Genomic DNA, 22,908 nt, shown 5'->3' on the forward strand with positions numbered 1-22,908 from the left:
TCTGTAATACCCCGCCGCACAGACGTTGATGAGTTGAAACCATGACCCAACCCCTCGCTTCCCGTATCGCCGTCGTCACCGGCGCCTCGCGCGGCATCGGCCGTGCCACCGCCGTGGCGCTCGCCAAGGCCGGCGCGCATGTCGTCGCCGTGGCGCGCACGCAAGGCGGCCTGGAAGAGCTCGACGACGAGATCCGCAAAGACGGCGGCGCCGCCACACTGGTGCCGCTCAACCTCACCGATTTCGACGGCATCGCGCGGCTCGGCGCGGCGTTGCATGAGCGCCACGGCAAGATCGACGTTCTCGTCGGCAATGCCGGCGTCGCCGGTCCGTCGTCACCGCTCGGCCATATCGAGGTGAAGCCGTGGAACGATGTCATGGCGATCAACGTGACCGCGAATTTTCAATTGATCCGCTGCATGGAGCCGTTGCTGAAGCAGTCCGATGCCGGCCGCGCGGTATTCGTCACCTCAGGCGCCGCCAACAAGGCGCCCGCCTATATCGGTCCCTACGCCGCCTCGAAGGCCGCGCTCGAAGCCCTGGTGCGGGTCTGGGCGGAGGAAACCGCCAGCACGAAGATGCGCGTCAATCTGTTCAACCCCGGCCCGATCCGCACCCGCATGCGCGCCACCATGTTTCCCGGCGAAGATCCGGCGACGCTGGACACGCCCGAGCAAGCCGCCGAATTCATCGTGCCGATGTGTGAGCCTAGCTGGGACGCGACCGGCAAATTCTATGATTTCAAGACCCGCACGCTGATGAGCTTTCGCGCGCCGGCGTAGCCCCTCCTCGTCATTGCGAGCGAAGCGCAGCAATCCATTGCTCCGCAAGACAGGCATGGATTGCTTCCGCCTTCGCTCATTGAGCTACGGCGGGCCGGTTATCGCAAGTGATACTCGCAAGGGCGACGTACCCGGACTTAACAGACGTAGAGCACACGCTCTATCCTGGGTAAGACAGGCAGCATTTATTACGTTTGAAAGTTGTACTTTTCGCCGGTGTAGAATTCAACGAAACGGTGAGTTCGTTCGTCGTATCGCAAGCCAATACTGGTTTCGTGGTTCCTGGTAAATGGACCCCGATAGCAAATGACCACTCGCAAGAACAGTGTGTTGTCCCCGAAATTGGGCACGGTGTTTCCGAACTCGTTCGTCTCGATGTCGTTCCATCCGACATCTGTCTGAATGTCCACTCGCTTTTCTCCTGCCGCCAAGACCGGCGCGATTATGAGTGGGTGATCGAAATCGGCAGCTAGGGGGTCGAGCGGATCAGTAAATACGCTGAGATTAGCACGCAGGCTTTCGATGATTGCGGGTATCTTTCCGTGGTTTGCGACCTCGTAAGTGACCTTCAGAGTGTGGCCTACTTCGTCTTCGTCGAATTCATAGAAATCCTCAATTGTAAGACGCCCGACGTTGAATACGAAAAGGTAAGGGCGCTCAATATCAGCAAGTGCTCGCTCAGCAACCAACGCGGATCGCTCTGCGGCCGCTATTTGTTTTTCACCAGCGGCCCAGAGCTTATCAGTCGACTTCCAAAGCCGGTAAGTGAACAGGACCAGCAGCCCGGTGAAAGCTACGAGCGCCCAATCGGAGAGTTTAGCGGACCAAAATTCGCTCTTACCCTCTTGTTGCTCATGATGCCTACTGGCCTCGGGGCCATTTACGGCGGCAGATTTTCCCCCGCCTTCGTTGTGTACGGGGTGCTCTGTTGGATTCTGCTTGGGTGGGCTGTGATAGTATGATGCCGAAAAAACAAGCCCCGCCGCAAAAACGGCAATCGTTAAAAGTACTCCTAAGAAAACGTCAGGCGGCCGAAACTTCATGCGCCCTCAATAGCCGTTCCTAAAATGTCGTCGTTAAACCGATTATTGTATCAGAACTGGAACTCTGCAACGTAAAGTCGTGCTAGCGTTGTGGAAGGTGCTGACGATCCCGCGCTTGAACATGCTCCAAAGCTCTCAGTCGAGTTATAGCGACGGGCAAAATTACCATAGCCTGGAAGGCGAAGGCCTGAAATAGTACACGCTTTGGTACAGCCCCTCGAGGGGCTATTATCACGTTTTAGGCGGTGCTCAATGGCAGGAGATAAGAGGCTCTGTTTCGTCGTAGGTCCGATCGGCTCGGCAGGATCTGACACTCGCAATCACGCAGACTTGCTTCTGGAACTCATCATCCGGCCTGCTATGGCGGAATTCCCTCAATTTCACGTCAAGCGCCAGGATGAAGACTCTAAACCGGGAATGATCGATTCCCAGATTATCGTCTCATTGCGTGATGCTGACCTGGTTATCGCTGATTTGTCGCATCTTAACCCCAATGCTTTCTATGAAATTGGCATTCGACACATGGTCGCAAAACCAATTGTTCATATGCAGTTGGAAGATCAGCGTATTCCATTCGACCTCAGCCTCTATAAAACGGTGCCGTTCTCGTTCGTGAATCCGGCGGCCATGCGATTTGCAACGGACGGCCTCTCGAAGCAGGTCCGAGAAGCAATTGTTGAGGGGTTCAAACCTGATAACCCGGTGACCCGCGCTCTGGGCCAACAGCATTTCGAACAGACGGCTTCGTCAGAAATGAAAGTGGTGGCCGACCAGCTCCAAAGTTTAACAACAAGGATAAGCGCGTTAGAGGACGGAAAGGGTAATCAACTCGCGGGTGTGGTCACTCATCCGTTCTTCTTCAAGGTAATGTTACATAAAGGGTTGAGTGAGGAAGAGTCCGGTCAGATCGCTAGCAAGATTCTTTCGTTTATCCCACGCGCCTCTATTTCTAGGACATCTGCTGAATTACTTACCGTGTACTTCCAGAGCACTCAGCGAGGTGCCCTCAGAACGATGGAAGCAATTGATCAAATTCCGGGTGTTATAGATTGCTCATCCCCGATCTCCCGACGTACGACAGAGCAGGCAAATCTTTTCTAACGAGGGACGGCCCGACGGGCTCTGCGTCGCGTCCCGCGCAAGCGAAATCTTTCTGCAATCCCTGCGACAAATCAACCCGACGGGCAAATCAGCAAAAGTCTGTCCAGCCCTTCGCGCAAAAATATTTCCGTTGCAGCGTCGGGCAAATCAGAAGTTTAACTCCGCCCGTCTCCCGCGATGAGAGGGGCGCTCGCGATCGTCACGAACGTGCGGTGGGATGCGGTGGACGCTGATGTCGCAAAGACGAGTGTGGCGTGAGCGTACGGTGAAATCGTTTGGGTCCGACGCCCCGATGCAGGCGTCAAGTTCGAGGGCGGCCAACGCTGCCCGAGAGCGATGGTGTCACAAAAAGCAGGGTCACCAGGACGATCTCGTATAAGCCGTAAAGCCATTGCGCAGGGAAGGCCGGATGCCTCCGCCAAACCTGTATGCTTGCGTGCACCATTTTGTTGCAACTATCGCACGCAAGACCGCGGGTGCGGCGCGCACTCGGTCTTCCCTGCGCCCTCTATGTTTCGGAGGGCAAGGTTGATTGCAAAACTTCGGGCAGTTGATGCCGCGAGAACGTAAATGCGTATTCAGTTGTCATCGCCCGGCTTGACCGGGCGACCCAGTATTCCAGAGGCGTCAATGATTGATCCGATAAGCCGCGGCGTACTGGATACCCCGCCTGCGCGGGGTATGACAGGCAAACCGTTGACTTGCGTCCCTCCCCACGATTGACTGCCCGCCAAGCGGGAAAAACCCGTCAATAAAATCAGGGGAGGAAGCCATCATGCCGATGCACCATCGCGCGCGCTCGATACCTGCCGTCCAGCATTTCGCCAAAACCATTGCCGCCTGTGTGGCCGCCGCCGTGCTGATCGGCACGCCGCTGTCGATGCGCAGCGCGCAGGCCGGCGACGTCCCGACGTTCGCGGTCGACGCATCATGGCCAAAACCGCTGCCGAACAACTGGATCATGGGACAGGTCGGCGGCATCACATCAGACGCGGAGGGACACATCTGGGTGTTTCAACGTCCGCGCTCGCTGACCGACGATGAGAAGGCCGCAGCGCTCGTCCCGCCGCGCACCAAGTGCTGCGTCCCGGCGCCGCCGGTGCTGGAGTTCGATGCCGACGGCAATCTGCTGCGCTCGTGGGGCGGCCCCGGTGAAGGCTATCAGTGGTTCGGCAACGAACACGGTATCGAAGTCAGCGGCGGATTTGTCTGGCTGACCGGCAACGCGAACGACGACAGCCAGGTTCTGAAGTTCACGCCCGACGGCAAGTTCGTGCTGCAGATCGGCAAGATCGCGCCGGCCAAGGGCAGCAACGACACCACGCAGCTCGGCAGGCCCGCCGAGGTGACCGTCGACAAGGACGCCAACGAAGTCTACATCGCCGACGGCTACGGCAACCGGCGCGTCATCGTATTCGATGCCACCACGGGCGCCTACAAGCGGCACTGGGGCGCCTACGGCAAGCCGCCGAACGACGACAAGCAGCCGCCTTACGATCCGAAGGCGCCGGTGGCGCAGCAGTTCGGCAATCCCGTGCATTGCGTGAAGGTTGCCAATGACGGACTGGTCTATGTCTGCGACCGCACCAACAACCGTATCCAGGTCTTCAAGAAGGACGGCACCTTCGTCAAAGAGTGGTTCTACGAGAAGAATACGCTCGCCAACGGCGCGGTCTGGGACGTCGTGATCTGGCCCGATCCGAAGCAGACCTGGCTGTTGAGCGCCGACGGCGCCAACAACGAAATCCGGGTGCTGAAACGCGACGACGGCACCGTGGCCGGCCATTTCGGGAGCAACGGCCGCAGCGCCGGGCAATTCCACTGGGTTCACACCATGGCGGTGGATGCCAAAGGCAACGTCTATACCGGCGAAGTCGATACCGGCAAACGCATCCAGAAGTTCAAGCTGACCTCGGACGCGCTACGATAGGCGGATTGCCGGGGGCGCCGGGATTCACTAGACAGCCTCCAGTTCAATGCCGGGTCGGCTCCGACAAGAGGGCCGCCCGGCCACCATAGATGGAGGGAATACATGATCACAATTACCGCGCGGCGCCTTGCCGCGCTGATCACCGTTGCCGGCGTCAGCCTTGCCGCGCCCGCCTGGGCCCAGGACAAGACCGTCAAGATCGGCGTGCTCAACGACATGTCGAGCCTCTACGCCGACATCGGCGGTCCCAATTCGGTGGTCGCGATCAAGATGGCGGTCGAGGATTCCGGCCTGCTCAAGAAGGGCTGGAAGATCGACGTCATCAGCGGCGATCACCAGAACAAGCCGGACGTCGGCGTCAACCTCGCCCGGCAGTGGATTGACACCGAGAAGGTCGATGCGATCGCCGACACGCCGAATTCCGGCGTCGCGCTCGCCGTCAACAACCTGGTCAAAGAGAAGAATATCACCCTGCTCAACTCGGGGGCGGCTACCGCCGACCTCACCGGCAAGGCCTGCACGCCGAACACCATATCCTACACCTACGACACCTACATGCTGGCGACCGGCACCGGCAAAGCGCTGACCAAGGCCGGCGGCGACACCTGGTTCTTCCTGACCGCCGACTACGCTTTCGGCCATGCGCTCGAGCGCGATACCGCGGCGGTCGTGACCGCCAATGGCGGTAAGGTGCTCGGCAGCGTCAAGCACCCGATCAACTCGTCGGACTTCTCGTCGTTCCTGCTGCAGGCGCAGTCGTCCAAGGCCAAGGTCGTCGGCCTCGCCAACGCCGGCGGCGACACCACCAACGCGATCAAGCAGGCCTCCGAATTCGGTATCGTGGCCGGCGGCCAGAAGCTCGCCGCGCTGCTGCTGTTCATCAACGACGTGCATTCGCTCGGACTGAAGACTGCTCAGGGACTGACGTTCACGGAATCCTTCTACTGGGACATGAACGACCAGACCCGCGCCTTCTCGAAGCGGTTCTCGGCGCTCGCCAGCAAGAACGCGATGCCGTCGATGACCCAGGCCGGCAACTACGCCATGGTGCTGCATTACCTGAAGGCGATGGAAGCGCTCGGCGGCAATCCGCATGACGGCGCCAAGGTCGTCGCCAAGATGAAGGAACTGCCGACCGACGATCCCTTGTTCGGCAAGGGTCCGCTGCGCGCCGACGGCCGCCGCATCATCCCGGCCTACCTGTTCGAAGTGAAGAAGCCGGATGAATCGAAGTATCCGTGGGATTATTACAAGCTGATCGCCACGATTTCACCGGAAGACGCCGCCAAGCCGCTCGAGGCCAGCGAGTGTCCGCTGGTCAAGAAGTGAGCGACGTAAAAACGCACTGCCGTAGGGTGGGTTAGCGAAGCGTAACCCACCGCCTTCGTCGCAGCAAAAAAGATGGTGGGTTACGCCTTGCGGCTAACCCACCCTACGGCTTCTGCGCAGCCAGCGTCCGCCACGCGATCAGCAGCGCCAGCAGCAGCAAGGCCGACGCCAGCAGGAACGGCGCGCCCGGCAATTTCAGCGGCGCGCTGTCGCTGATGAAGTAAGCAAAGGTCAGCGTGAACAGAAACGGTCCCACCAGCTGGGATACGCTCTGCACGCTGTTGGTGGCGCCCTGCAACTGGCCCTGCTGGTCCGGCGCCACCATTTGCGTGGTCAGCGCCTGGATCGCCGCCCCCGCAATGCCCCACAACGACATCACGGGAATGCCGAGCCAGAACAACTCTCCGGTCGGGGCCGCGCCGTAGATCAGAAATCCGAGCGCGCCGCAAGCGAGCCCGACGAGCAGCGCCCGCCGCTCGCCGAAGCGTTTGACGATCGGGCCGACGCCCGCGCCCTGCACCACCATGGAGCAGACGCCGACCAGCGCCAGCGTCAGCCCAACGGTCGTGGTGCCCCAGCCATAGCGATAGGTGGCGTAGAGCACGAAGGTCGAGGGCAGCACCACATGGGCGACCTGGCCGAAGAAGTTCGCCAGCGACAGCCCGGCTAGAATCCGGTTCGAGCGCAGCAAATGCAGCGCCCCGAGCGGATTGGCGCTCTTCCAGCGAAACGGCGAGCGCCGCTCGGCGGGCAGTGATTCCGGCAGGATCAGCCAGCCGTACAGCGTGTTGGCAAAACTCAGGCCCGCGGCGATCCAGAACGGCAGCCGCGGATCCATGCCGCCGAGCAGACCGCCGAGCGCCGGCCCCAGGATGAACCCGGCGCCGAACGCCGCGCCGATCTTGCCGAACACCGCGGCGCGCCGTTCCGGCGGCGTGACGTCGGCGATATAGGCGAAGGCGGTCGAGATGCTGGCCGAGGTGATGCCGGAAATCACCCGGCCGACGAACAGCCAGGTCAGCGACGGCGCCAGCGCCATCAGCACGTAATCCAGCGCCAGCCCGAAATTCGACAGCAGCACCACCGGCCTGCGACCGAATCGGTCCGACAGCGCGCCGAGGATCGGCGAGAACAGGAACTGCATCAGCGCCCAGGCGGTGCCGAACAATCCGAAGATCCGCGCCGCACTCGCGGTATCGTTGTCGACAAAGCTCTCCACCAGCTTCGGCAGCACCGGAATGATCAGGCCCAGCGCCAGCATGTCGAGCAGGATGGTGACGAAAATGAAAGCCGCCGCGGCGTTGCGCACCGGCGGCATGTCGGCGGCAGGCACGGACGCCTGTTCGCTCATGACGGCCGTTTGCGCTTGTGGGCGAACGGATTGGCCTTCTCCCGCAGCGAAATCCGCACAGGCGTGCCCGGCAGATCGAACGCCTCACGCATGCTGTTGGTGAGATAGCGCAGGTAGGAGGTCGGCACCGCATCGGCGCGCGAACAGAACAGGATGAAGCTCGGCGGCCGCGCCTTGGCCTGGGTGATGTAGTTGAGCTTCAGCCGCCGGCCCGACACGGCGGGCGGCGGATTGGCATCGACCGCCTGCTCGAACCAGCGATTGAGGGTGGCCGTCGGCACGCGCTTGTTCCACACCGCATAGGCCTGTTCGATGGCGGTCATCAGCCGATCGATGCCCTCGCCCATCAGGCCGGAAACGGCGACGATCGGCACACCCTTGACCTGCGGCAACCAGTGATCGGCGTCGGTACGCAGCGCCGAAATCAGGCTGCCCTTCTTCTCCATCAAATCCCATTTGTTGACCGCCAGCACCAGCGCGCGGCCCTCGCGCTCGATCAGGTCGGCGATCCGCAGGTCCTGTTCCTCGAACCGGTTCTGCGAGTCCATCATCAGCACGACGACTTCGGCGAAGCGCACCGCGCGCAGCGCATCGGCGACCGACAGTTTCTCCAGCTTCTCCTCGATCCGCGAACGCCGCCGCAAGCCAGCGGTGTCGAACACGCGGAATTCGCGGCCCTGCCATGTGATCTCCACCGAAATGGAATCGCGCGTGGTGCCGGCCTCGGGGCTGGTCAAAAGCCGCTCCTCGCCGAGCAGATGATTGATCAGCGTCGACTTGCCGGCATTGGGCCGGCCGACGATGGCGACGCGGATCGGACGTTGCGCGATTTCCTCATCGGTTTCGATGATGTCGTCGTCGTCGTCGAACTCCTCCTCTTCCTCGACCGGTTCGGGCATCAACACCCGCAGCGCGTCGTAGAGATCGCTCAGGCCTTCGCCATGCTCGGCCGAAATCTGGATCGGATCGCCCAAGCCCAGCGCGTAGGATTCCATGGCGCCGAGCTCGCCGTGCTTGCCCTCGCTCTTGTTGGCGACCAGTACCACCGGCTTGTTGGCGCGGCGGGCGAAATCGGCGAAAGCACGATCGTTTGGCGTCAGGCCGGCACGCGCGTCGAACACGAACATCAGCGCGTCGGCGAGCCCGATCGCGATTTCGGTCTGCTCCTGCATCCGCGCGGTGAGCGATCCCTTGGCGCCCTCGTCGAGCCCGGCGGTGTCGATCAATGTGAATTCGAGATCGCCGAGGCGGCCTTCGCCCTCGCGGCGGTCGCGGGTCACGCCCGGTTCGTCATCGACCAGCGCGAGCTTCTGCCCGACCAGCCGGTTGAACAGCGTCGACTTTCCGACATTGGGCCGGCCGATGATGGCAATCGTGAAAGACATAAGTGTTCCAAACGCCCTCTTTTGAAGGACGTGTCAATCGAATGAAAATGAAAACTCAGCGCGTGAAAGTGCCGCTCGGCATTGGGGCCGGGAACGGTGCGGCGGATTGTTGCGTGGCTGACGCGGGCGCCGTCGACTGCGCGGCGGGCGCATCCGCCGGCGGCGCGGTGGTGCGCTTGCGCGCGATCTTCTTGGGCTTGGGCGCTGGCGGGGCGGCGGCGGTGCTGCCCTCTTCCTCAGGCGCGGCATCGGGGTCGGCAGCCGCGGCAGGCTCAGCCGCTGGCGCCGGGCTGGCGGCGGCCGGCGTCGGCTTGCCCTTCGATTTGGCGCCACGCTTCGATTTCGGCTCCTCCGGCGGCGGGGCGGCCGGAGCGGCAGCCACCTGCGGATTCTGATCGTCGATCTGGCGGCTGCCCTTGTAGAGATCCTTCGGCACGCCCTGCTCGAGGCCCGGCACACCCTCGGGGAAAACCGGCTTACGGTCGCCCGGCAGCTTCTTCTTGGTGTCGAGGAAGTCGAGCAAATCGGACGGATCGAAATTGCCCATGCTGCCGCAACCCGCCAGCGCGCTGGAGAGCGCGACGAGGACGGTGGCTGCGATCAGACGTTGCGGGCGGCGCATGGTTGGTTCTCGTTCAGTCTCGTCAGCTCTGGTTAGCTTTTGGCAACCGGCGGAAGCAGGGCCTGCAGCGCTTCGGCGCGAGAGCGCAGGCTCGGCGGCGTCTCGCCGTCGTTGGCAATCAGGTCGAGCCATTGCCGCGTCGCCGCGGCGTCGTTGGCGCGCCAGGCCGACAGCGCCAGCAATTCGCGCGCGGTATGGCGAAACGTCGCGCCCGGTGCCGCGGCGGCCTCGAGGCGCTCTTTCATGTTGGGATAGGTCGTGGTTTCCAGCAGCAACTGCGCCGCGCGAATCCGCGCCAGATCCTGCACAGCAACGTCGACGCTGCGGTCGGCGGTAATTTCGTCAAACAGCTTCGCCGCCGCCGCCGTGTCGCGGTTCGCGACCTCGGTCGCCATGCGCAGCCGTGCCAGCACGCGGTATCCGGACGGCCCCTTGGCGGCCAGATCGGCAAACGCCGCTTCGGCTTCCGTGTGCTTGCTGGCGTCCGAGAGTTCCACGGCCTTGTCGAAGGCCGCCCCGGCCTCGGCTGCCTTCCTGGCTTCCACATACTGGTAGCCACGCCAGCCACCGACGGACGCGATGATCAGGAGCGCGCCCGCGACGATATAGATCGAATATTGCTCCCACAGCTTCTTGAGCTGGTCGCGGCGGACGTCCTCGTCTACTTCATCAAATAATTCAGACACTTAAGGCTATCCCATCCCCTGGGGAAACGCGATCAAGGCAGCGGCGCCACGCTCCCAATCCCCGCATGGCGGCGGCGTTACCTTAACGATATGGCGGTGGCAAGGCAAAGTGAGCCGGATCAAAGCGTTAACGGTGCGGCTCAAGGCCTGTGTCATGCCGCCGCCGCAACACGCGGCTAGCAATATTGACATCGCCGTTCAAAACTTGACGTAATCACGCCCGCTTGTCCCTTGGTTTCGTTCTGCTTTTGAGGGTGGTTCATGCTTCGCCATGCTCTGTTTCTCATCGTCGCCATCGGGCCGGCCGCCCTGCCCGCGGCGTCGCTGGCCTCCGACGCCAAACCGAAGCCACCCGAGACGGCGTTCTCCGGGAAACTGCGACCGGACATCCTCGGCGTCTCCACGGACGCGACGGCCGAATCCGCGCGCGCCGTGTTCGAGACGCGCTTCAAGGGACATGCCGATGCCCAGACCGACATCCAGCAACAGAAGCTCGGCGACACCGGCACAAGTTTCGTCGCCGCGCTGAACTTCAACCTCCCCACCAGCGCCAGGCAGACCGGCGAGTTGCTGTCGGGCAGCTTCTCCTCACCGGCGAGCGGCAACCGCGCCTATTTCATCGCCCGCAATCTGACCTTCGCGCCGGACCAGCAGCCGGCCAAGGCCGACATGATCAAGGAGATCATGGGAAAATACGGCACCCCCACCATCGTCGGCGATCAGCACCTCTATTACATCTACCGGTCGGGCTCGGTGATCTCCTCCGGCACCAGGTACAAGGAGGCGAGCGCGCTTGAAGCGATCGACAAGCCGCTCGACCCGCGAGCTGCGGTCAAGCTCAACGGCGAGACCGTCCGCGGCAGTTGCGTGGCCGTCATCAAGCGGGCCCAGACCAAGGCGAAAATGCTGAGCGCGATGTTTGACGAGGCCAAGGGCGCCAACTGCGACGGCGTATTGAGCGTGCAACTGATACCGGGCACGCCGCCGGACCGGGTCGGCATCGCGCAATTCACGCTGCTGGATACCAAGCTCGTCGTCAGCGCCACCGCAATCGACAACGAGGCGATCGCGGCCGACCACAACGACAAGACGATGCCCAAGGGCAGCGCGCCGAAGCTTTAGCGTCCTCGCTCGTCTTTTGTTTTGACGCGTTTTCTTTACGCGAACCGGTTCCCACTTCGCTCGAAAACGCTATCTCAAGCCTGCGCCGCCGCCCACGCTTCCCGCAACTGCCGTTTCATCACCTTGCCGTTGACATTGCGCGGCAACGGATCCGAGGTGAGATCGATGGTCTCCGGCACCTTGTAGTCCGACAACCGTTCGGCGCACCACGCGCGCAGCACCTCGGCGCCCACCGGGCTGCGGGTCACCACCACGGCATGCACGCGCTCGCCCAGTACCGGGCAGGGTTTGGCGATGATCGCGCTCTCGACCACCGCGGGGTGGCCTGAAAGCACCGACTCGACCTCGGCGGAATAGATCTTGAGGCCGCCGCGGTTGATCATGTCCTTCTGGCGATCGAACACGCGAACAAAACTCTCGGCATCCACCGAACCGAGATCGCCGGAATGCCAGAACCCTGCCGTAAAACTCTCCGCCGTCGCCGTCGGATTATTCCAGTAGCCTTTGATGACCGAACCACTGCGAATCCATATTTCGCCGATTTCGCCGGGCGGCAACTCATGCCCGTCCGGTCCCATGACGATGATCTCCGCACCCGGACAGGGCAGTCCGACGCTATCGATATGGCTTGCGGTCAATTCGCCGGGCATCATGGTCGAGGGGGACGTGGTCTCGGTCGCGCCGTAGCAATTTATCAGCTTGAGGCCCGGGATCTTGGTGGCCAGGCGTTCGATGGTGGCGATCGGCATCGGCGCGCCGCCGAAGCCGCCGATCCGCCAGCTCGACAAATCGTAACTGTCGAAATCCGGCTGCAGCAGGCAGAGATTGTACATCGCCGGCACCATCACGGTGTAGGTGACGCGCTCGCGCGCGGCGACCTTCAGATATTCCGCAGCCTTGAACTCAGGCATGATGATCAGCGCGCCGGCGCAGCGCAGCATGGTCGTGATATTGGCAACCACGCCGGTGACATGCCCGAGCGGCACGGCGGCGATCGAGCGATCGGCGGCGGTCAGCTTGAGGCACGATACAAATACCATCGACGAATGAATGATGGTGCAATGCGCGAGCATTGCGCCCTTGGGCTTGCCGGTTGTGCCCGAGGTGTAGAGGATCATCGCCGTGTCTTCTTCGCCGACTTCGACCGGCGCTGCCGCCGGTGCATTGTCCGCGAGCTCGGAAAACCGCGAGAGCTTGGGATCGTCATCGACCGCGATACGAAATGCGAGATCGGGAATGTCCTGCGCATCGGGCACGCGCCCGGCCAATGCGGCCTCGTGGATCAGGAGTTTTGCGCCGCAATCGGTCAGCACATAGGCGATCTCGGGCTTTTGCTGGCGGGTGGACAGCAGCACCGTGACCAGACCCGCATGGGCTGCGGCGAACATCGTCAGCACGAATTCGATGCGGTTGCCGAGCAGCACCGCGACCCGGTCGCCGCGCTGCAATCCGAGTTTCCCGAATCCGGCCGCGATGTCAGCGGATCGCTGCGCGACCTCGCGCCAGTCCATCCGGTTGTTACCGCAGACCAGCGCCTCACCGTCGGGATTACGGGACGCGGCATCAGCAACCATTCCCCAGATGCTCTTGGGCCGTTCGCAAAACGCCGGCACCACCCGATCGCCGAAGCGCGCCTCGAGCCGCATCGGAGGAATGGAATGCTGCGACCAGTCCATGGCGGGGCTCTTCAGCTCTTGTTGGCTTTCATCTCGTAGACATGCTCGGGCCCGGGGAAAGCCCGCGAGCGGACGTCGGTGGCGTAGCCCTCGATGGCCGCTTCGATCGCGGGTCCGAGATTGCCGTAGCGGCGGACGAATTTCGGCGTCCGCGGCGACAGCCCCAGCATGTCTTCCAGCACCAGCACCTGGCCGTCGCAGGCGGCACTGGCTCCGATGCCGATGGTCGGAATCGCGATCTGCTCCGTAATCTTGCGCGCGAGCGGCTCCGCGACCGCCTCGATCACGACCGAAAAAGCACCGGCTTCCGAGATCGCGCGCGCGTCGTTCAGGATCGGTTCCCAACTCGCTTCGTCGCGGCCCTGCGCGCGAAACGAGCCTAGCGTGTTGATCGATTGCGGCGTCAATCCGATGTGGCCCATCACGGGCACGCCGCGCTCGGACAGGAACGCGACGGTTTCCGCCATCCGCGCCCCGCCTTCGAGCTTTACCGCGCCGCAATGGGTCTCCTTCAGTATCCGCACCGCGGAATGAAACGCCTGCTCTTTCGACGCCTCATAGGAGCCGAACGGCATGTCGACCACGACCAGCGCATGCTGCGAGCCGCGCATGACCGCATGGCCCTGCAGGATCATCATGTCGAGCGTCACCGGTACGGTGGTCTCGAAGCCGTGCATGACGTTGCCGAGGGAATCGCCGACCAGGATGACGTCGCAATAGCGATCGACCAGCGACGCGGTATGCGCGTGGTACGAGGTCAGCATCACGATCGGCTCGCCATTCTTGCGGGCGCGAATATCCGGCGCCGTTTTGCGCTTGATGACCGATTGAACCGACATGCTAGGCTCCGAACACGGGGACGCCGATCACGACCGGATGGAACGCGAAGGCAAGCGCCAGATAAGCGACGACCCCGACCGCGATCGCGATCAGGTCATTGCCGGGACCGCCGACCGGAATCGGTGGTGCGCCGGCGTCGGGACGGTGTTTGAGCGAGATGCGGTCAAACACCGCCCACGCCAGAAACGAGCCGAACAGGATGATCGAGCCGAGATCGCCATTGGCGAGCAGATGCGCCGCCGCCCACAGCTTGACGCCCGTCAGCATCGGATGTTTCAGCGTCGTGTAGATGCGGCCGCGGATATAGGAGGCGACCACAAGGATGACCGCCGGCAGCATCAGCGCGACGGTGATATGCTTGAACGCCTTCGGCGGATTCCAGACATCGATCCAGCCGGTCGCGCGATACTCGGCAAAGCCCCACACGATCAGCGCCAGGCCGGCAATCGAGACCAGGGCGTAGAAAATCTTGTAGCCGCCCTCGCCCATCGAGGCGACAAACCGCGCACGCAGATCGCGCTGCGTGGTGAGCGTATGGACGCCCAGAAAAAGGATCAGGCCCAGGATCATCACCAGCAGTCCCATGACGTCCTCTCCGTGTGCGGCCGGCTTCGAGCTAACCGCGTATCATCTTAGGGGCTTGGCCTGCAATGCGCGAAAATGCACGGCACCCCATTGCCGTCCCTTGAAGAAGGCTTACTTGGTCCGCCGCGAAATGGCGGCGGATTTGGCGCAGGAATCGCGCCCGTCAGGGGGTGCCGGACGGCTTACCCAGTTCGCGATTGTCGACATAGCGGATCGCGATCGGCCGCCCGGCCAGGGCGCCGCCGAGGCCGCCGGTGAATTTCAGGGGCATGCAGGCGTCCAGCGAGGCGTTGATGGCCTTCAGATAGGCGGCGCGGGTATCCGCGGAGACCCCGGCGGTGGAATAGGTCAGGCGCGGCGTGGCGATGATCTCGCCCGATCGCCGGAAGCTGAAACGCACCGACATCTGCATACCCTCGCGCGCGCTATCGGCCGGTGGTGGCGACCAGCACGACCGTAGCGCCGCAAAGAGGTCGCCGATGGTGTCGAGGTCGTGGTCGGGCTTTTGATATTTCGCGGCCTGGTCCTGCGGCGGCACGGCTTCGATCGTGAGTTGCAGGTTTTCACCATAGGGATAATCGATCTCGGGAATGCACGGCCCATGGTTGAACACGCTGCAATAATACGGCGTGCACGGCCGGTTATCGAGCACGCTGCAGGGTGCGTGCGAAAACGGCGTCGCATCGATCTGGCGCCGCGGCCGGGCGTCGGCCGCGCTCACCCCGGCAAGCAGGGCGATCAGGCAGATGATGACGCGCCGGAACATGCGATGGTCCCTCGTTGGCGGGTCCAGAGCCTTGTCGTTGCTGAACTTGATCCGTGCAAACGTCGGCATCAAGGCTGGCGGCGTTCACATCCTCGCGTTCATATCCTCGGGTTCATGGCCGGGCGTTCATGGCGGAGAGTTCCGCAATCAGCGCCTTTTCGCTCGGCTGGTCGAGTACCCCGGTGGCATAGAGCGAGATGCCGCCATACAGCGTGATATAGACCTTCATCACGGCGCGGCGCCGTTCGGCCGGGGTCTTGATGTCCTGGCAGAAGATCCGCATCGCCTCGGTGATGACCTTGTGGACGGCCTGCTGCAGCGGCGGATTGTGCTTCATGGTCGCATGCGGGCGGCTCGTCATCAGCGCATAGAGCGCGCGATTGGCCAGCGCAAAACGCACATATTTCGCGGTGTAATCATCCGGCGTGTTCGCCTTGACCAGGACGGCCGCAAGCTTCGTGTAGGCATCGGTCGCGACCGCGTCGAGCAGCGCCTCGCGGTCGGCGAAATGATTGTACAGCGAGCGATGCGCGACGCCGACGGCGTCCGCGACCTCGCGCAGGCTCAGCCGTTCATGGCCGGCGGCCGCCACCAGACGGGTGGCGGCCTTCAGCGCGGCGGATTTCAGATTGCCATGGCGATAGGTCGCCCGGCGCGGCTTTACGGTCATGCCCCTTCATACAAAGGCTGAAGCCGTAATGCCACCGCGCCTATGATCGCCGTTCTCCTCAGGCCGAGGCCCGGCTGGCAACGCGGCTCTCACCATATTGCGGGGTGATGTCCTGATCGATCATGGCGCGGATCATCTTGATGACCGCGCCCCGCGCCCGCGCCTTGGTAGCGGCATGGGCCGCCATATCGAGCGTGGCAAGTGCCTGGGCTGCCTCTTCGGCGCTTCGATCCAGCGCCTCCGCCGGCACCACCCGGTCGAAGAACCCGGCGGTGACGGCTTCCACCGGGCCGAACATCTCCGCCGTCATTACCACCCTGGAGAAATAGGCCGGCGTCAGCCGCTGCCGCGCGACCTCGATCGCAAACCGCGGCACCGTCAGCCCGATCGCCACCTCGTTCATGCCGATCCGGTAATTGCCTTCGGCGGCAATGCGGTGGTCGCTGGACATGATCAGGAAGGCGCCCATCGGATAGGCATTGCCCTGGCAGGCTGCCACCACCGGGGTCGGAAACGACAGCATGCGCAGCGCCAGTTCGGCGCCCGCCTTCACCATCAGATATTGATCCTCGGCACTCCCCTTGGCGAATACGCCGAGGTCGAACCCGCCGGAAAAATGCTTTCCCCGCGCTTTCAGGATCACGACGGTCTTGTCCTTTTCCGCCTGGTCGAACGCCGCATGCAGCGCATTCAGCATCGCAACCGACATCACATTGGCCTTGCCGTCATCCATCACGATGGTGCCGATCGGGCCGGAACGGGAATAAGTCGCAGTCATGGTAGCCTCCCTTTTTGTTAAAACATCCAATGGATACTTTCGGATGCGAAGGGGTCGCGCAAGGGTTCTGCTTCGACCGTCATTGCATGGAGGCATCCACCGGATGCATACGTCGGCGTTGATCTAGCCTGGTGGCGCCGGCTTGCCGCCTCCGCTAAGCTTCGGCGAGCCAGCATGGCAGTGCCGCGGCGAAGCCTTGACGTAGCCGGGACCGGGCGATCCGGTATTCCAGCGACAGCGGTGATGTAAGGAGAAGCTGCGGCGTACTGGGTCACCCGCCTTCGCGGGTGACGACGACGGGGCGGAGCCGCGGAACGGCTACTCTCGCGGAGGACTGCCACGGGAGTTAGGGTGGGCAGCGCCCTTCCCGCCTACGCCTTTTTCTTCACGTCCTTGACGTTCGAAAAATTGATGCCTTCGGCGCGCTCGCGGGTATAGCCGAGATAGAATTCGTTCTTGGCCATGAACACCGGGTCGCCGTCGACGTCGTCGGCGATGCCGGAATTGTTGGCGGCAACGAACGCGTCGAGCTTCTTGCGATCGTCGGAGGAAATCCAGCGCGCCAGCTGGAATTCCGAAACTTCGAATTCCACGGGCAGCGAATATTCGGCGTCGAGCCGGGCCTTGAGCACGTCGAGCTGCAGCGGACCGACGACGCCGACCAGCGCCGGCGCGCCGTCGCGCGGCCGGAACACCTGCACCACGCCCTCTTCCGACATCTGCTGCAGCGCCTCTTTCAGCTTCTTGGCCTTCATCGCATCCGTCAGGCGGACGCGGCGGACGATTTCCGGCGCAAAACTGGGAACGCCGACGAAGGTGATGTCCTCGCCCTCGGTCAGCGTGTCGCCGATCCGCAAGGTGCCGTGATTGGGAATGCCGACGACGTCGCCGGCGAACGCCTCATCCGCCACCGAGCGGTCCTGGGCGAAGAAGAATTGCGGTGACGACAGCGACATGTTCTTGCCGGTGCGCACCAGCTTCGCCTTCATGCCGCGGCTGAGCTTGCCGGAGCACAGCCGCGCGAACGCGATGCGATCGCGATGGTTCGGATCCATATTGGCCTGGATCTTGAACACGAAGGCGCTCATGCGCGGCTCGGCCGCCTCGACCTTGCGCAGATTCGAATCTTGCGCGCGCGGCGGCGGCGCGAACTTGCCGAGGCCTTCCAAGAGATCGCCGACGCCGAAATTGCGCAGCGCGCTGCCGAAATAGACCGGCGTCAGATGGCCTTCGCGAAACGCCGCCAGTTCGAACGGCTTGCAGGCTTCCGACACCAGCGCGAGTTCGTCCTTGATCTCGGCGACGTCGAGATTGGCGTTGCGGCCGGCGAGTTCGGCGATGTCGATCTGTTGCGCCGCGCCGGTCTTGGCGCCGCCGCCTTCAAGCAGCCGCACGCCGCCATTGATGACGTCATAGGTGCCGAGGAAGTCGCGGCCGCGGCCGACCGGCCACGTCATCGGCGTGGTGTCGAGCGCCAGCGTCTTTTCGATCTCATCCAGCAGGTCGAACGTGTCGCGGCTCTCGCGGTCCATCTTGTTGATGAAGGTGATGATCGGGATATCGCGCAGCCGGCAGACCTCGAACAGCTTCCGGGTGCGCGCCTCGATGCCCTTGGCGGCGTCGATCACCATGACCGCGCTGTCGACCGCGGTCAGCGTGCGATAGGTGTCTTCCGAAAAGTCCTCATGGCCCGGCGTGTCCAAGAGGTTGAAGACGAGGTCCTGGAATTCGAACGTCATCACCGAGGTCACGACCGAGATACCGCGCTCGCGCTCGATCTTCATCCAGTCGGAGCGGGTATTGCGCCGCTCGCCCTTGGCCTTGACCTGACCGGCCAGGTTGATGGCGCCGCCGAACAGCAGCAGCTTTTCGGTCAGCGTGGTCTTGCCGGCGTCCGGGTGGGAAATGATGGCAAAAGTCCGCCGCCGCGCCACTTCATCTGATAGCAGCGACCGGGACGGCGATTCGGTGGGAACAACGATGTCGGACATGAAGCGAGCGTTTGGCAGGGAAAACCGGCGCAATCAAGGGTGATTTGGCAATTGCGCCATGCCGGTGCAACCCCCATATCCGGTGGGGAGGACGGCCTTCCGATCAGCACAACATCCGCGGGGACGACCCTGCCTGTACATGGAGGGTTTGTCATGGCTTGGGCTGTGTTGTTGGCTGCCGGCCTGCTGGAAATCGTCTGGGCCATCGGCCTCAAATATACCGAAGGCTTTACGCGGCTCACCCCGTCTGTCCTGACGCTCGCGGCCATGGCCGGAAGCGTCCTCCTGCTCGGACTGGCGCTGAAGACATTGCCGATCGGAACCGCCTACGCCGTATGGACCGGGATCGGCGCCGTGGGAACAGCGATCCTCGGGATCTTCCTATTCGGCGAACCGGCTTCCGTGCTTCGCTTGGCCAGCATCGGCCTGATCGTGGCCGGCATCGTCGGGCTCAAACTGGTCACCTGATCAGCGCAGCAGCGTCACCGCCCAATAGGCCAGCGCCGCCACGATGGCGGAGGCCGGAATGGTGATCACCCAGGCATAGACGATCGAACTCGCCACGTTCCAGCGCACCGCCGAAACCCGCCGCGCCGCGCCGACGCCGACGATGGCGCCGGTAATGGTGTGGGTAGTGGATACGGGAACCCCGAGATAGGTGGCCATGAACAGGGTCGCCGCACCGCCGGTTTCCGCACAAAAGCCCTGCATCGGCGTCAGCTTGGTGATCCGCAATCCCATGGTGCGAACGATCCGCCAGCCGCCCATCAGGGTGCCCAGCGCCATCGCGGTCTGGCACGCCATCACCACCCAGAACGGAATCTCGAAATGGTCGCCGAGGTGGCCCTGCGAATACAACAGCACCGCGATGATGCCCATGGTCTTTTGCGCGTCGTTGCCGCCATGGCCGAGCGAATAGAGCGAGGCTGAGACGAATTGCAAAATGCGAAAGGCGCGGTCGACCGCAAACGGCGTCGAACGCACCGACAGCCAGGACACGATCGCGACCAGCACCAGCGCCAGCAGGAAGCCGACCAGCGGCGACAGCACGATCGCCAGCAGCGTCTTGGTGAGTCCGCTCCAGACGGCGGCCGAGAAACCCGCCTTCGCCATGCCGGCGCCGACCAGTCCACCGATCAAGGCGTGCGAACTGCTGGAGGGAATACCCAGCGCCCAGGTGATCAGGTTCCAGACGATCGCGCCCACCAGCGCGCCGAAGATCACCTGCGCATCGACGATGCTCGGTTCGATGATTCCGGTGCCGATGGTATTGGCGACGTGGAGCCCGAACACCGCGAAGGCGACGAAGTTGAAGAACGCGGCCCAGACCACCGCATATTGCGGACGCAGCACCCGGGTCGACACGATCGTCGCGATCGAATTGGCGGCGTCGTGCAATCCGTTGAGGAAGTCGAACAGCAGCGCGACCGCGATTAATCCGGTCAGAATCGGAAGACCAAGCGTGGCGTCCACTGCGCGGCCCTGCCCTATACCTGTTCGATCACGATACTATTGATCTCATTGGCGACGTCGTCGAAGCGGTCCGCAACCTTTTCGAGATGCTTGTAGATCTCGGCGCCGACCACGAAATCCATGGCGTTGGCAGTGCGATGCTTGAGGAACAGTTCCTTCAGCCCGATATCGTGGAGGTCGTCGACGCGGCCTTCCAGCTTGCCGAGTTCCTCGGTGATCGCGGTCAGCATCGCGACGTTTTCGCCGATCGACTGCATCAGCGGCAAGGCGCGGCCGACCAGATTGGCGCACTCGACGAGCAACGTTCCGATCTCGCGCATCGGCGGCTCGAAGGTGCGCACCTCGAACAACACGACGGCCTTCGCGGTCTGCTGCATCTGGTCGATGGCATCGTCCATCGCGGCGATCAGGTTCTTGATGTCGACGCGGTCGAACGGCGTGATGAAGGTGCGGCGAACGGCGGTCAGCACTTCGCGGGTGATGCCGTCGGCCTCGTTCTCGAACTGGTTGACGCGCTGGCAGAACACCGGCGTCTCGTCGCCGCCGCGCAGCATGTCCTGCAACGCCGTTGCCCCCTGCACGACCGTCTGGGCATGCCGGTCAAACAGCTCGAAAAACCGCTCTTCCTTGGGCAAGAAAGCACGAAACCAGCGCATCAGCATCGGCAAGAATCCATCGTTCTGGCAGGGCCGCCGGGCGGCCCGTCACAAAACTGTCATAGACCATTCGAGCGCAAAGCGCGCGACGGCAGGTCCCGGGAACCCGGTCATCCACCGCTTTGTGGAGCCGAAAATGCGGCCAAAACCGGCTGGTTTAGAGCGATCGCCGGAAATAATGCGCGATCTCGCCGATCACGCCGCGGCGGAACGTCAGCACGCAGGCCACGAAGATCACGCCCTGGATCACCGTCACCCACTGGCCGAAACCTGCCAGATATTGCTGCATGGCGATGATGACGAAGGCGCCGACCACCGGACCGAATACCGTCCCGAGACCGCCGACCAGGGTCATCAGCACGATTTCACCGGACATCGACCAGTGCACGTCGGTGAGCGAGGCGTTCTGCGCCACGAACACCTTCAGCGAACCGGCGAAGCCGGCGATGGTACCGGACAGGATATAGGCCACCAGCTTGTACTGGTCGGTCTTGTAGCCCAACGAGACCGCGCGCGGCTCGTTCTCGCGGATCGCCTTCAGCACCTCGCCGAACGGCGAGTTGATGGTGCGGTAGATCAGCAGGAAGCCGATGAGGAAGCCGGCAAGCACGACGTAGTAGAGCACCGTCGGCTTGGAGAGGTCGAAAATCCCGAACAGATGACCCTGCGGGATGCCCTGGATGCCGTCCTCGCCATGGGTGAACGGCGTCTGCAGGTAGATGAAATACAGAAGCTGCGACAGCGCCAGCGTGATCATCGAGAAGTAGATGCCCTGGCGACGGATCGCGACCAGCCCGGTGATGACGCCGAGCGCGGCCGCACCGGCGGTGCCCGCCAGGATGCCGAGTTCGGGGGACAGCCCCCAGACCTTCAGCGCATGCGCGGAGATGTAGCCCGCGGTGCCCAGAAACATCGCGTGGCCGAATGAAAGCAGACCGCCATAGCCGATCAGCAAGTTGAAGGCGCAGGCCAGCAGCGCAAAGCACAACGCCTGCATCACGAAGAACGGGTAGATACCGGTCCAGGGCACGACAGCCAGCAGCACCGCCATCAAGGCGAACACGATCATCTCGTCGCGCAGCGCGCGCGGCGTTACCGGAAGAGTGTCGTCAGTCAATGCGCTCATGTCAGGCCGCCCGTCCGGTCAGTCCCGTTGGCTTCACCAGCAACACCAGCACCATCAGGACGAAGACCACGGTGTTGGAAGCCTCGGGATAAAAGTATTTGGTCAGTCCTTCGATCACGCCGAGCGCAAAGCCCGTGATGATCGAGCCCATGATGGACCCCATGCCGCCGATCACCACCACCGCGAACACGACGATGATCAGATCGGCGCCCATCAGCGGCCGGACCTGGTTGATCGGCGCCGACAACACGCCGGCGAGTGCCGCGAGGCCGACGCCGAGCCCGTAGGTCAGCGTGATCATCCGGGGCACGTTGACGCCGAACGCGCGCACCAAAGTCGGGTTTTCGGTCGCCGCGCGCAGATAGGCGCCAAGTCGGGTCCGCTCGATCAGGTACCAGGTCCCAATGCAGACCACGAGCGAGAAGATCACTACCCAGCCGCGATAAATCGGCAGGAACATGAATCCCAGATTCATGCCGCCCTTCAGTTCATCGGGGATCGCGTAAGGCAGACCCGAGGATCCGAAATAATTCTGGAACACGCCCTGAATGATCAGCGCCATGCCGAACGTCAGCAGCAGCCCATAGAGATGGTCGAGGCCGGTAATCCATTTCAACATGGTTCGCTCGAGCACCATGCCAAACAGGCCCACAATGACGGGGGCCAACAACAGCGCCCACCAGTAATTGAGGCCAATGTCGACGTGGAACGTTTGTGTGGCCGGCAGCGATTTCCATCCCACGAACGGCCACTGCACAAGGTTCAGCAGGGTCATCCAGATGTTGGTAAAAAATGAACCGAGTGTCGGAGGGTCGATGCCGTTCAGCAGAAAGAACGCGACAAACGCGCCCATCATGTAAACCGCGCCATGGGCGAAATTGATGATGTTGAGCATGCCGAAGATCACCGCGAGCCCGAGACTGAGCAGCGCGTAGAACGATCCGTTGATCAGTCCTACCAAAAGCTGTGCGTAAAGAGCTTGCATCGGTTTAGTAC

Annotated in this window: 22 protein-coding genes; 6 read left to right on the top strand and 16 right to left on the bottom strand. The window is 62.7% G+C overall.

Annotated elements, in window-relative coordinates:
• Positions 1-41 precede the first annotated feature (41 nt).
• On the top strand, positions 42-782 hold the full coding sequence (locus tag FFI89_RS20175; protein WP_138829432.1) for an SDR family NAD(P)-dependent oxidoreductase: 741 nt from the start codon (positions 42-44) through the stop codon (positions 780-782).
• Positions 783-970: 188 nt separating this feature from the next.
• Here the strand turns inward: FFI89_RS20175 and FFI89_RS20180 are convergent, their stop codons facing one another.
• The gene (locus FFI89_RS20180) at positions 971-1,825 is read right to left on the bottom strand and encodes a hypothetical protein (protein WP_138829433.1); all 855 of its coding nucleotides are present in this window, start codon (positions 1,823-1,825) and stop codon (positions 971-973) included.
• A 252-nt stretch (positions 1,826-2,077) separates the two neighbouring features.
• On the opposite strand from FFI89_RS20180, the gene FFI89_RS20185 reads away from it, so the two are divergent.
• The 3 genes from FFI89_RS20185 (at position 2,078) to FFI89_RS20195 (ending at position 6,185) form a co-directional block, all read left to right on the top strand.
• Positions 2,078-2,926 carry a hypothetical protein gene (locus FFI89_RS20185; RefSeq protein ID WP_138829434.1) on the top strand — a complete coding sequence of 283 codons (849 nt, stop codon included), beginning with the start codon at positions 2,078-2,080 and terminating at the stop codon, positions 2,924-2,926.
• Between the two features lie 880 nt (positions 2,927-3,806).
• A complete protein-coding gene (locus FFI89_RS20190) occupies positions 3,807-4,856 on the top strand; it encodes a hypothetical protein (RefSeq protein WP_168213167.1) in 1,050 nt (349 codons plus the stop codon).
• Positions 4,857-4,958: 102 nt separating this feature from the next.
• The gene (locus FFI89_RS20195; protein WP_168212969.1) at positions 4,959-6,185 is read left to right on the top strand and encodes an ABC transporter substrate-binding protein; all 1,227 of its coding nucleotides are present in this window, start codon (positions 4,959-4,961) and stop codon (positions 6,183-6,185) included.
• A 103-nt stretch (positions 6,186-6,288) separates the two neighbouring features.
• Here the strand turns inward: FFI89_RS20195 and FFI89_RS20200 are convergent, their stop codons facing one another.
• From FFI89_RS20200 to FFI89_RS20215, 4 genes are read right to left on the bottom strand one after another with little or no spacing between them, the layout of a single operon-like run.
• Complete coding sequence (locus FFI89_RS20200) at positions 6,289-7,536, bottom strand: TCR/Tet family MFS transporter (protein WP_138829436.1); 1,248 nt, start codon at positions 7,534-7,536, stop codon at positions 6,289-6,291.
• Entirely contained in the window at positions 7,533-8,921 is a 1,389-nt protein-coding gene (der, locus tag FFI89_RS20205; protein WP_138829437.1) for a ribosome biogenesis GTPase Der, read from the bottom strand. The genes FFI89_RS20200 and der overlap by 4 nt, the downstream gene beginning before the upstream one ends.
• Positions 8,922-8,976: 55 nt before the next feature.
• Complete coding sequence (locus FFI89_RS20210; protein WP_138829438.1) at positions 8,977-9,543, bottom strand: hypothetical protein; 567 nt, start codon at positions 9,541-9,543, stop codon at positions 8,977-8,979.
• Positions 9,544-9,575: 32 nt separating this feature from the next.
• The gene (locus FFI89_RS20215) at positions 9,576-10,229 is read right to left on the bottom strand and encodes a tetratricopeptide repeat protein (protein WP_138829439.1); all 654 of its coding nucleotides are present in this window, start codon (positions 10,227-10,229) and stop codon (positions 9,576-9,578) included.
• Between the two features lie 261 nt (positions 10,230-10,490).
• On the opposite strand from FFI89_RS20215, the gene FFI89_RS20220 reads away from it, so the two are divergent.
• On the top strand, positions 10,491-11,351 hold the full coding sequence (locus FFI89_RS20220) for a hypothetical protein (protein ID WP_138829440.1): 861 nt from the start codon (positions 10,491-10,493) through the stop codon (positions 11,349-11,351).
• A gap of 74 nt (positions 11,352-11,425) precedes the next feature.
• Here the strand turns inward: FFI89_RS20220 and FFI89_RS20225 are convergent, their stop codons facing one another.
• The 7 genes from FFI89_RS20225 to FFI89_RS20255 form a co-directional block, all read right to left on the bottom strand.
• A complete protein-coding gene (locus FFI89_RS20225) occupies positions 11,426-13,027 on the bottom strand; it encodes a class I adenylate-forming enzyme family protein (RefSeq protein WP_138829441.1) in 1,602 nt (533 codons plus the stop codon).
• 11 nt (positions 13,028-13,038) lie between these two features.
• Positions 13,039-13,866, bottom strand: a complete 828-nt coding sequence (panB, locus tag FFI89_RS20230; RefSeq protein ID WP_138829442.1) for a 3-methyl-2-oxobutanoate hydroxymethyltransferase — start codon at positions 13,864-13,866, stop codon at positions 13,039-13,041.
• A 1-nt stretch (position 13,867) separates the two neighbouring features.
• On the bottom strand, positions 13,868-14,452 hold the full coding sequence (locus FFI89_RS20235; RefSeq protein WP_138829443.1) for an NnrU family protein: 585 nt from the start codon (positions 14,450-14,452) through the stop codon (positions 13,868-13,870).
• A gap of 163 nt (positions 14,453-14,615) precedes the next feature.
• Positions 14,616-15,218, bottom strand: coding sequence for a hypothetical protein (locus FFI89_RS20240; RefSeq protein WP_138829444.1), 603 nt, complete (start codon positions 15,216-15,218; stop codon positions 14,616-14,618).
• A 112-nt stretch (positions 15,219-15,330) separates the two neighbouring features.
• Positions 15,331-15,888: a TetR/AcrR family transcriptional regulator gene (locus tag FFI89_RS20245; RefSeq protein WP_138829445.1), complete on the bottom strand. Its 558-nt coding sequence runs from the start codon at positions 15,886-15,888 to the stop codon at positions 15,331-15,333.
• A gap of 58 nt (positions 15,889-15,946) precedes the next feature.
• Positions 15,947-16,666, bottom strand: a complete 720-nt coding sequence (locus FFI89_RS20250) for a crotonase/enoyl-CoA hydratase family protein (protein WP_138829446.1) — start codon at positions 16,664-16,666, stop codon at positions 15,947-15,949.
• A gap of 371 nt (positions 16,667-17,037) precedes the next feature.
• Positions 17,038-18,657 carry a peptide chain release factor 3 gene (locus FFI89_RS20255; protein WP_138829447.1) on the bottom strand — a complete coding sequence of 540 codons (1,620 nt, stop codon included), beginning with the start codon at positions 18,655-18,657 and terminating at the stop codon, positions 17,038-17,040.
• 153 nt (positions 18,658-18,810) lie between these two features.
• On the opposite strand from FFI89_RS20255, the gene sugE reads away from it, so the two are divergent.
• Positions 18,811-19,125 (top strand): quaternary ammonium compound efflux SMR transporter SugE, encoded by a 315-nt coding sequence (gene sugE, locus FFI89_RS20260; protein WP_138829448.1) that lies wholly within the window; start codon positions 18,811-18,813, stop codon positions 19,123-19,125.
• Here the strand turns inward: sugE and FFI89_RS20265 are convergent, their stop codons facing one another.
• The 4 genes from FFI89_RS20265 to FFI89_RS20280 all read right to left on the bottom strand — a co-directional run bounded on the left by FFI89_RS20265 (position 19,126) and on the right by FFI89_RS20280 (position 22,897).
• The gene (locus FFI89_RS20265) at positions 19,126-20,130 is read right to left on the bottom strand and encodes an inorganic phosphate transporter (RefSeq protein WP_138829449.1); all 1,005 of its coding nucleotides are present in this window, start codon (positions 20,128-20,130) and stop codon (positions 19,126-19,128) included.
• A 14-nt stretch (positions 20,131-20,144) separates the two neighbouring features.
• Positions 20,145-20,789: a DUF47 domain-containing protein gene (locus FFI89_RS20270; RefSeq protein ID WP_138835501.1), complete on the bottom strand. Its 645-nt coding sequence runs from the start codon at positions 20,787-20,789 to the stop codon at positions 20,145-20,147.
• 154 nt (positions 20,790-20,943) lie between these two features.
• Positions 20,944-21,912, bottom strand: coding sequence for a branched-chain amino acid ABC transporter permease (locus FFI89_RS20275; RefSeq protein WP_138829450.1), 969 nt, complete (start codon positions 21,910-21,912; stop codon positions 20,944-20,946).
• A gap of 1 nt (position 21,913) precedes the next feature.
• On the bottom strand, positions 21,914-22,897 hold the full coding sequence (locus tag FFI89_RS20280) for a branched-chain amino acid ABC transporter permease (RefSeq protein WP_138829451.1): 984 nt from the start codon (positions 22,895-22,897) through the stop codon (positions 21,914-21,916).
• Between the last annotated feature and the right edge of the window lie 11 nt (positions 22,898-22,908).

The organism is Bradyrhizobium sp. KBS0727, assembly GCF_005937885.2.
GTDB lineage: Bacteria > Pseudomonadota > Alphaproteobacteria > Rhizobiales > Xanthobacteraceae > Bradyrhizobium.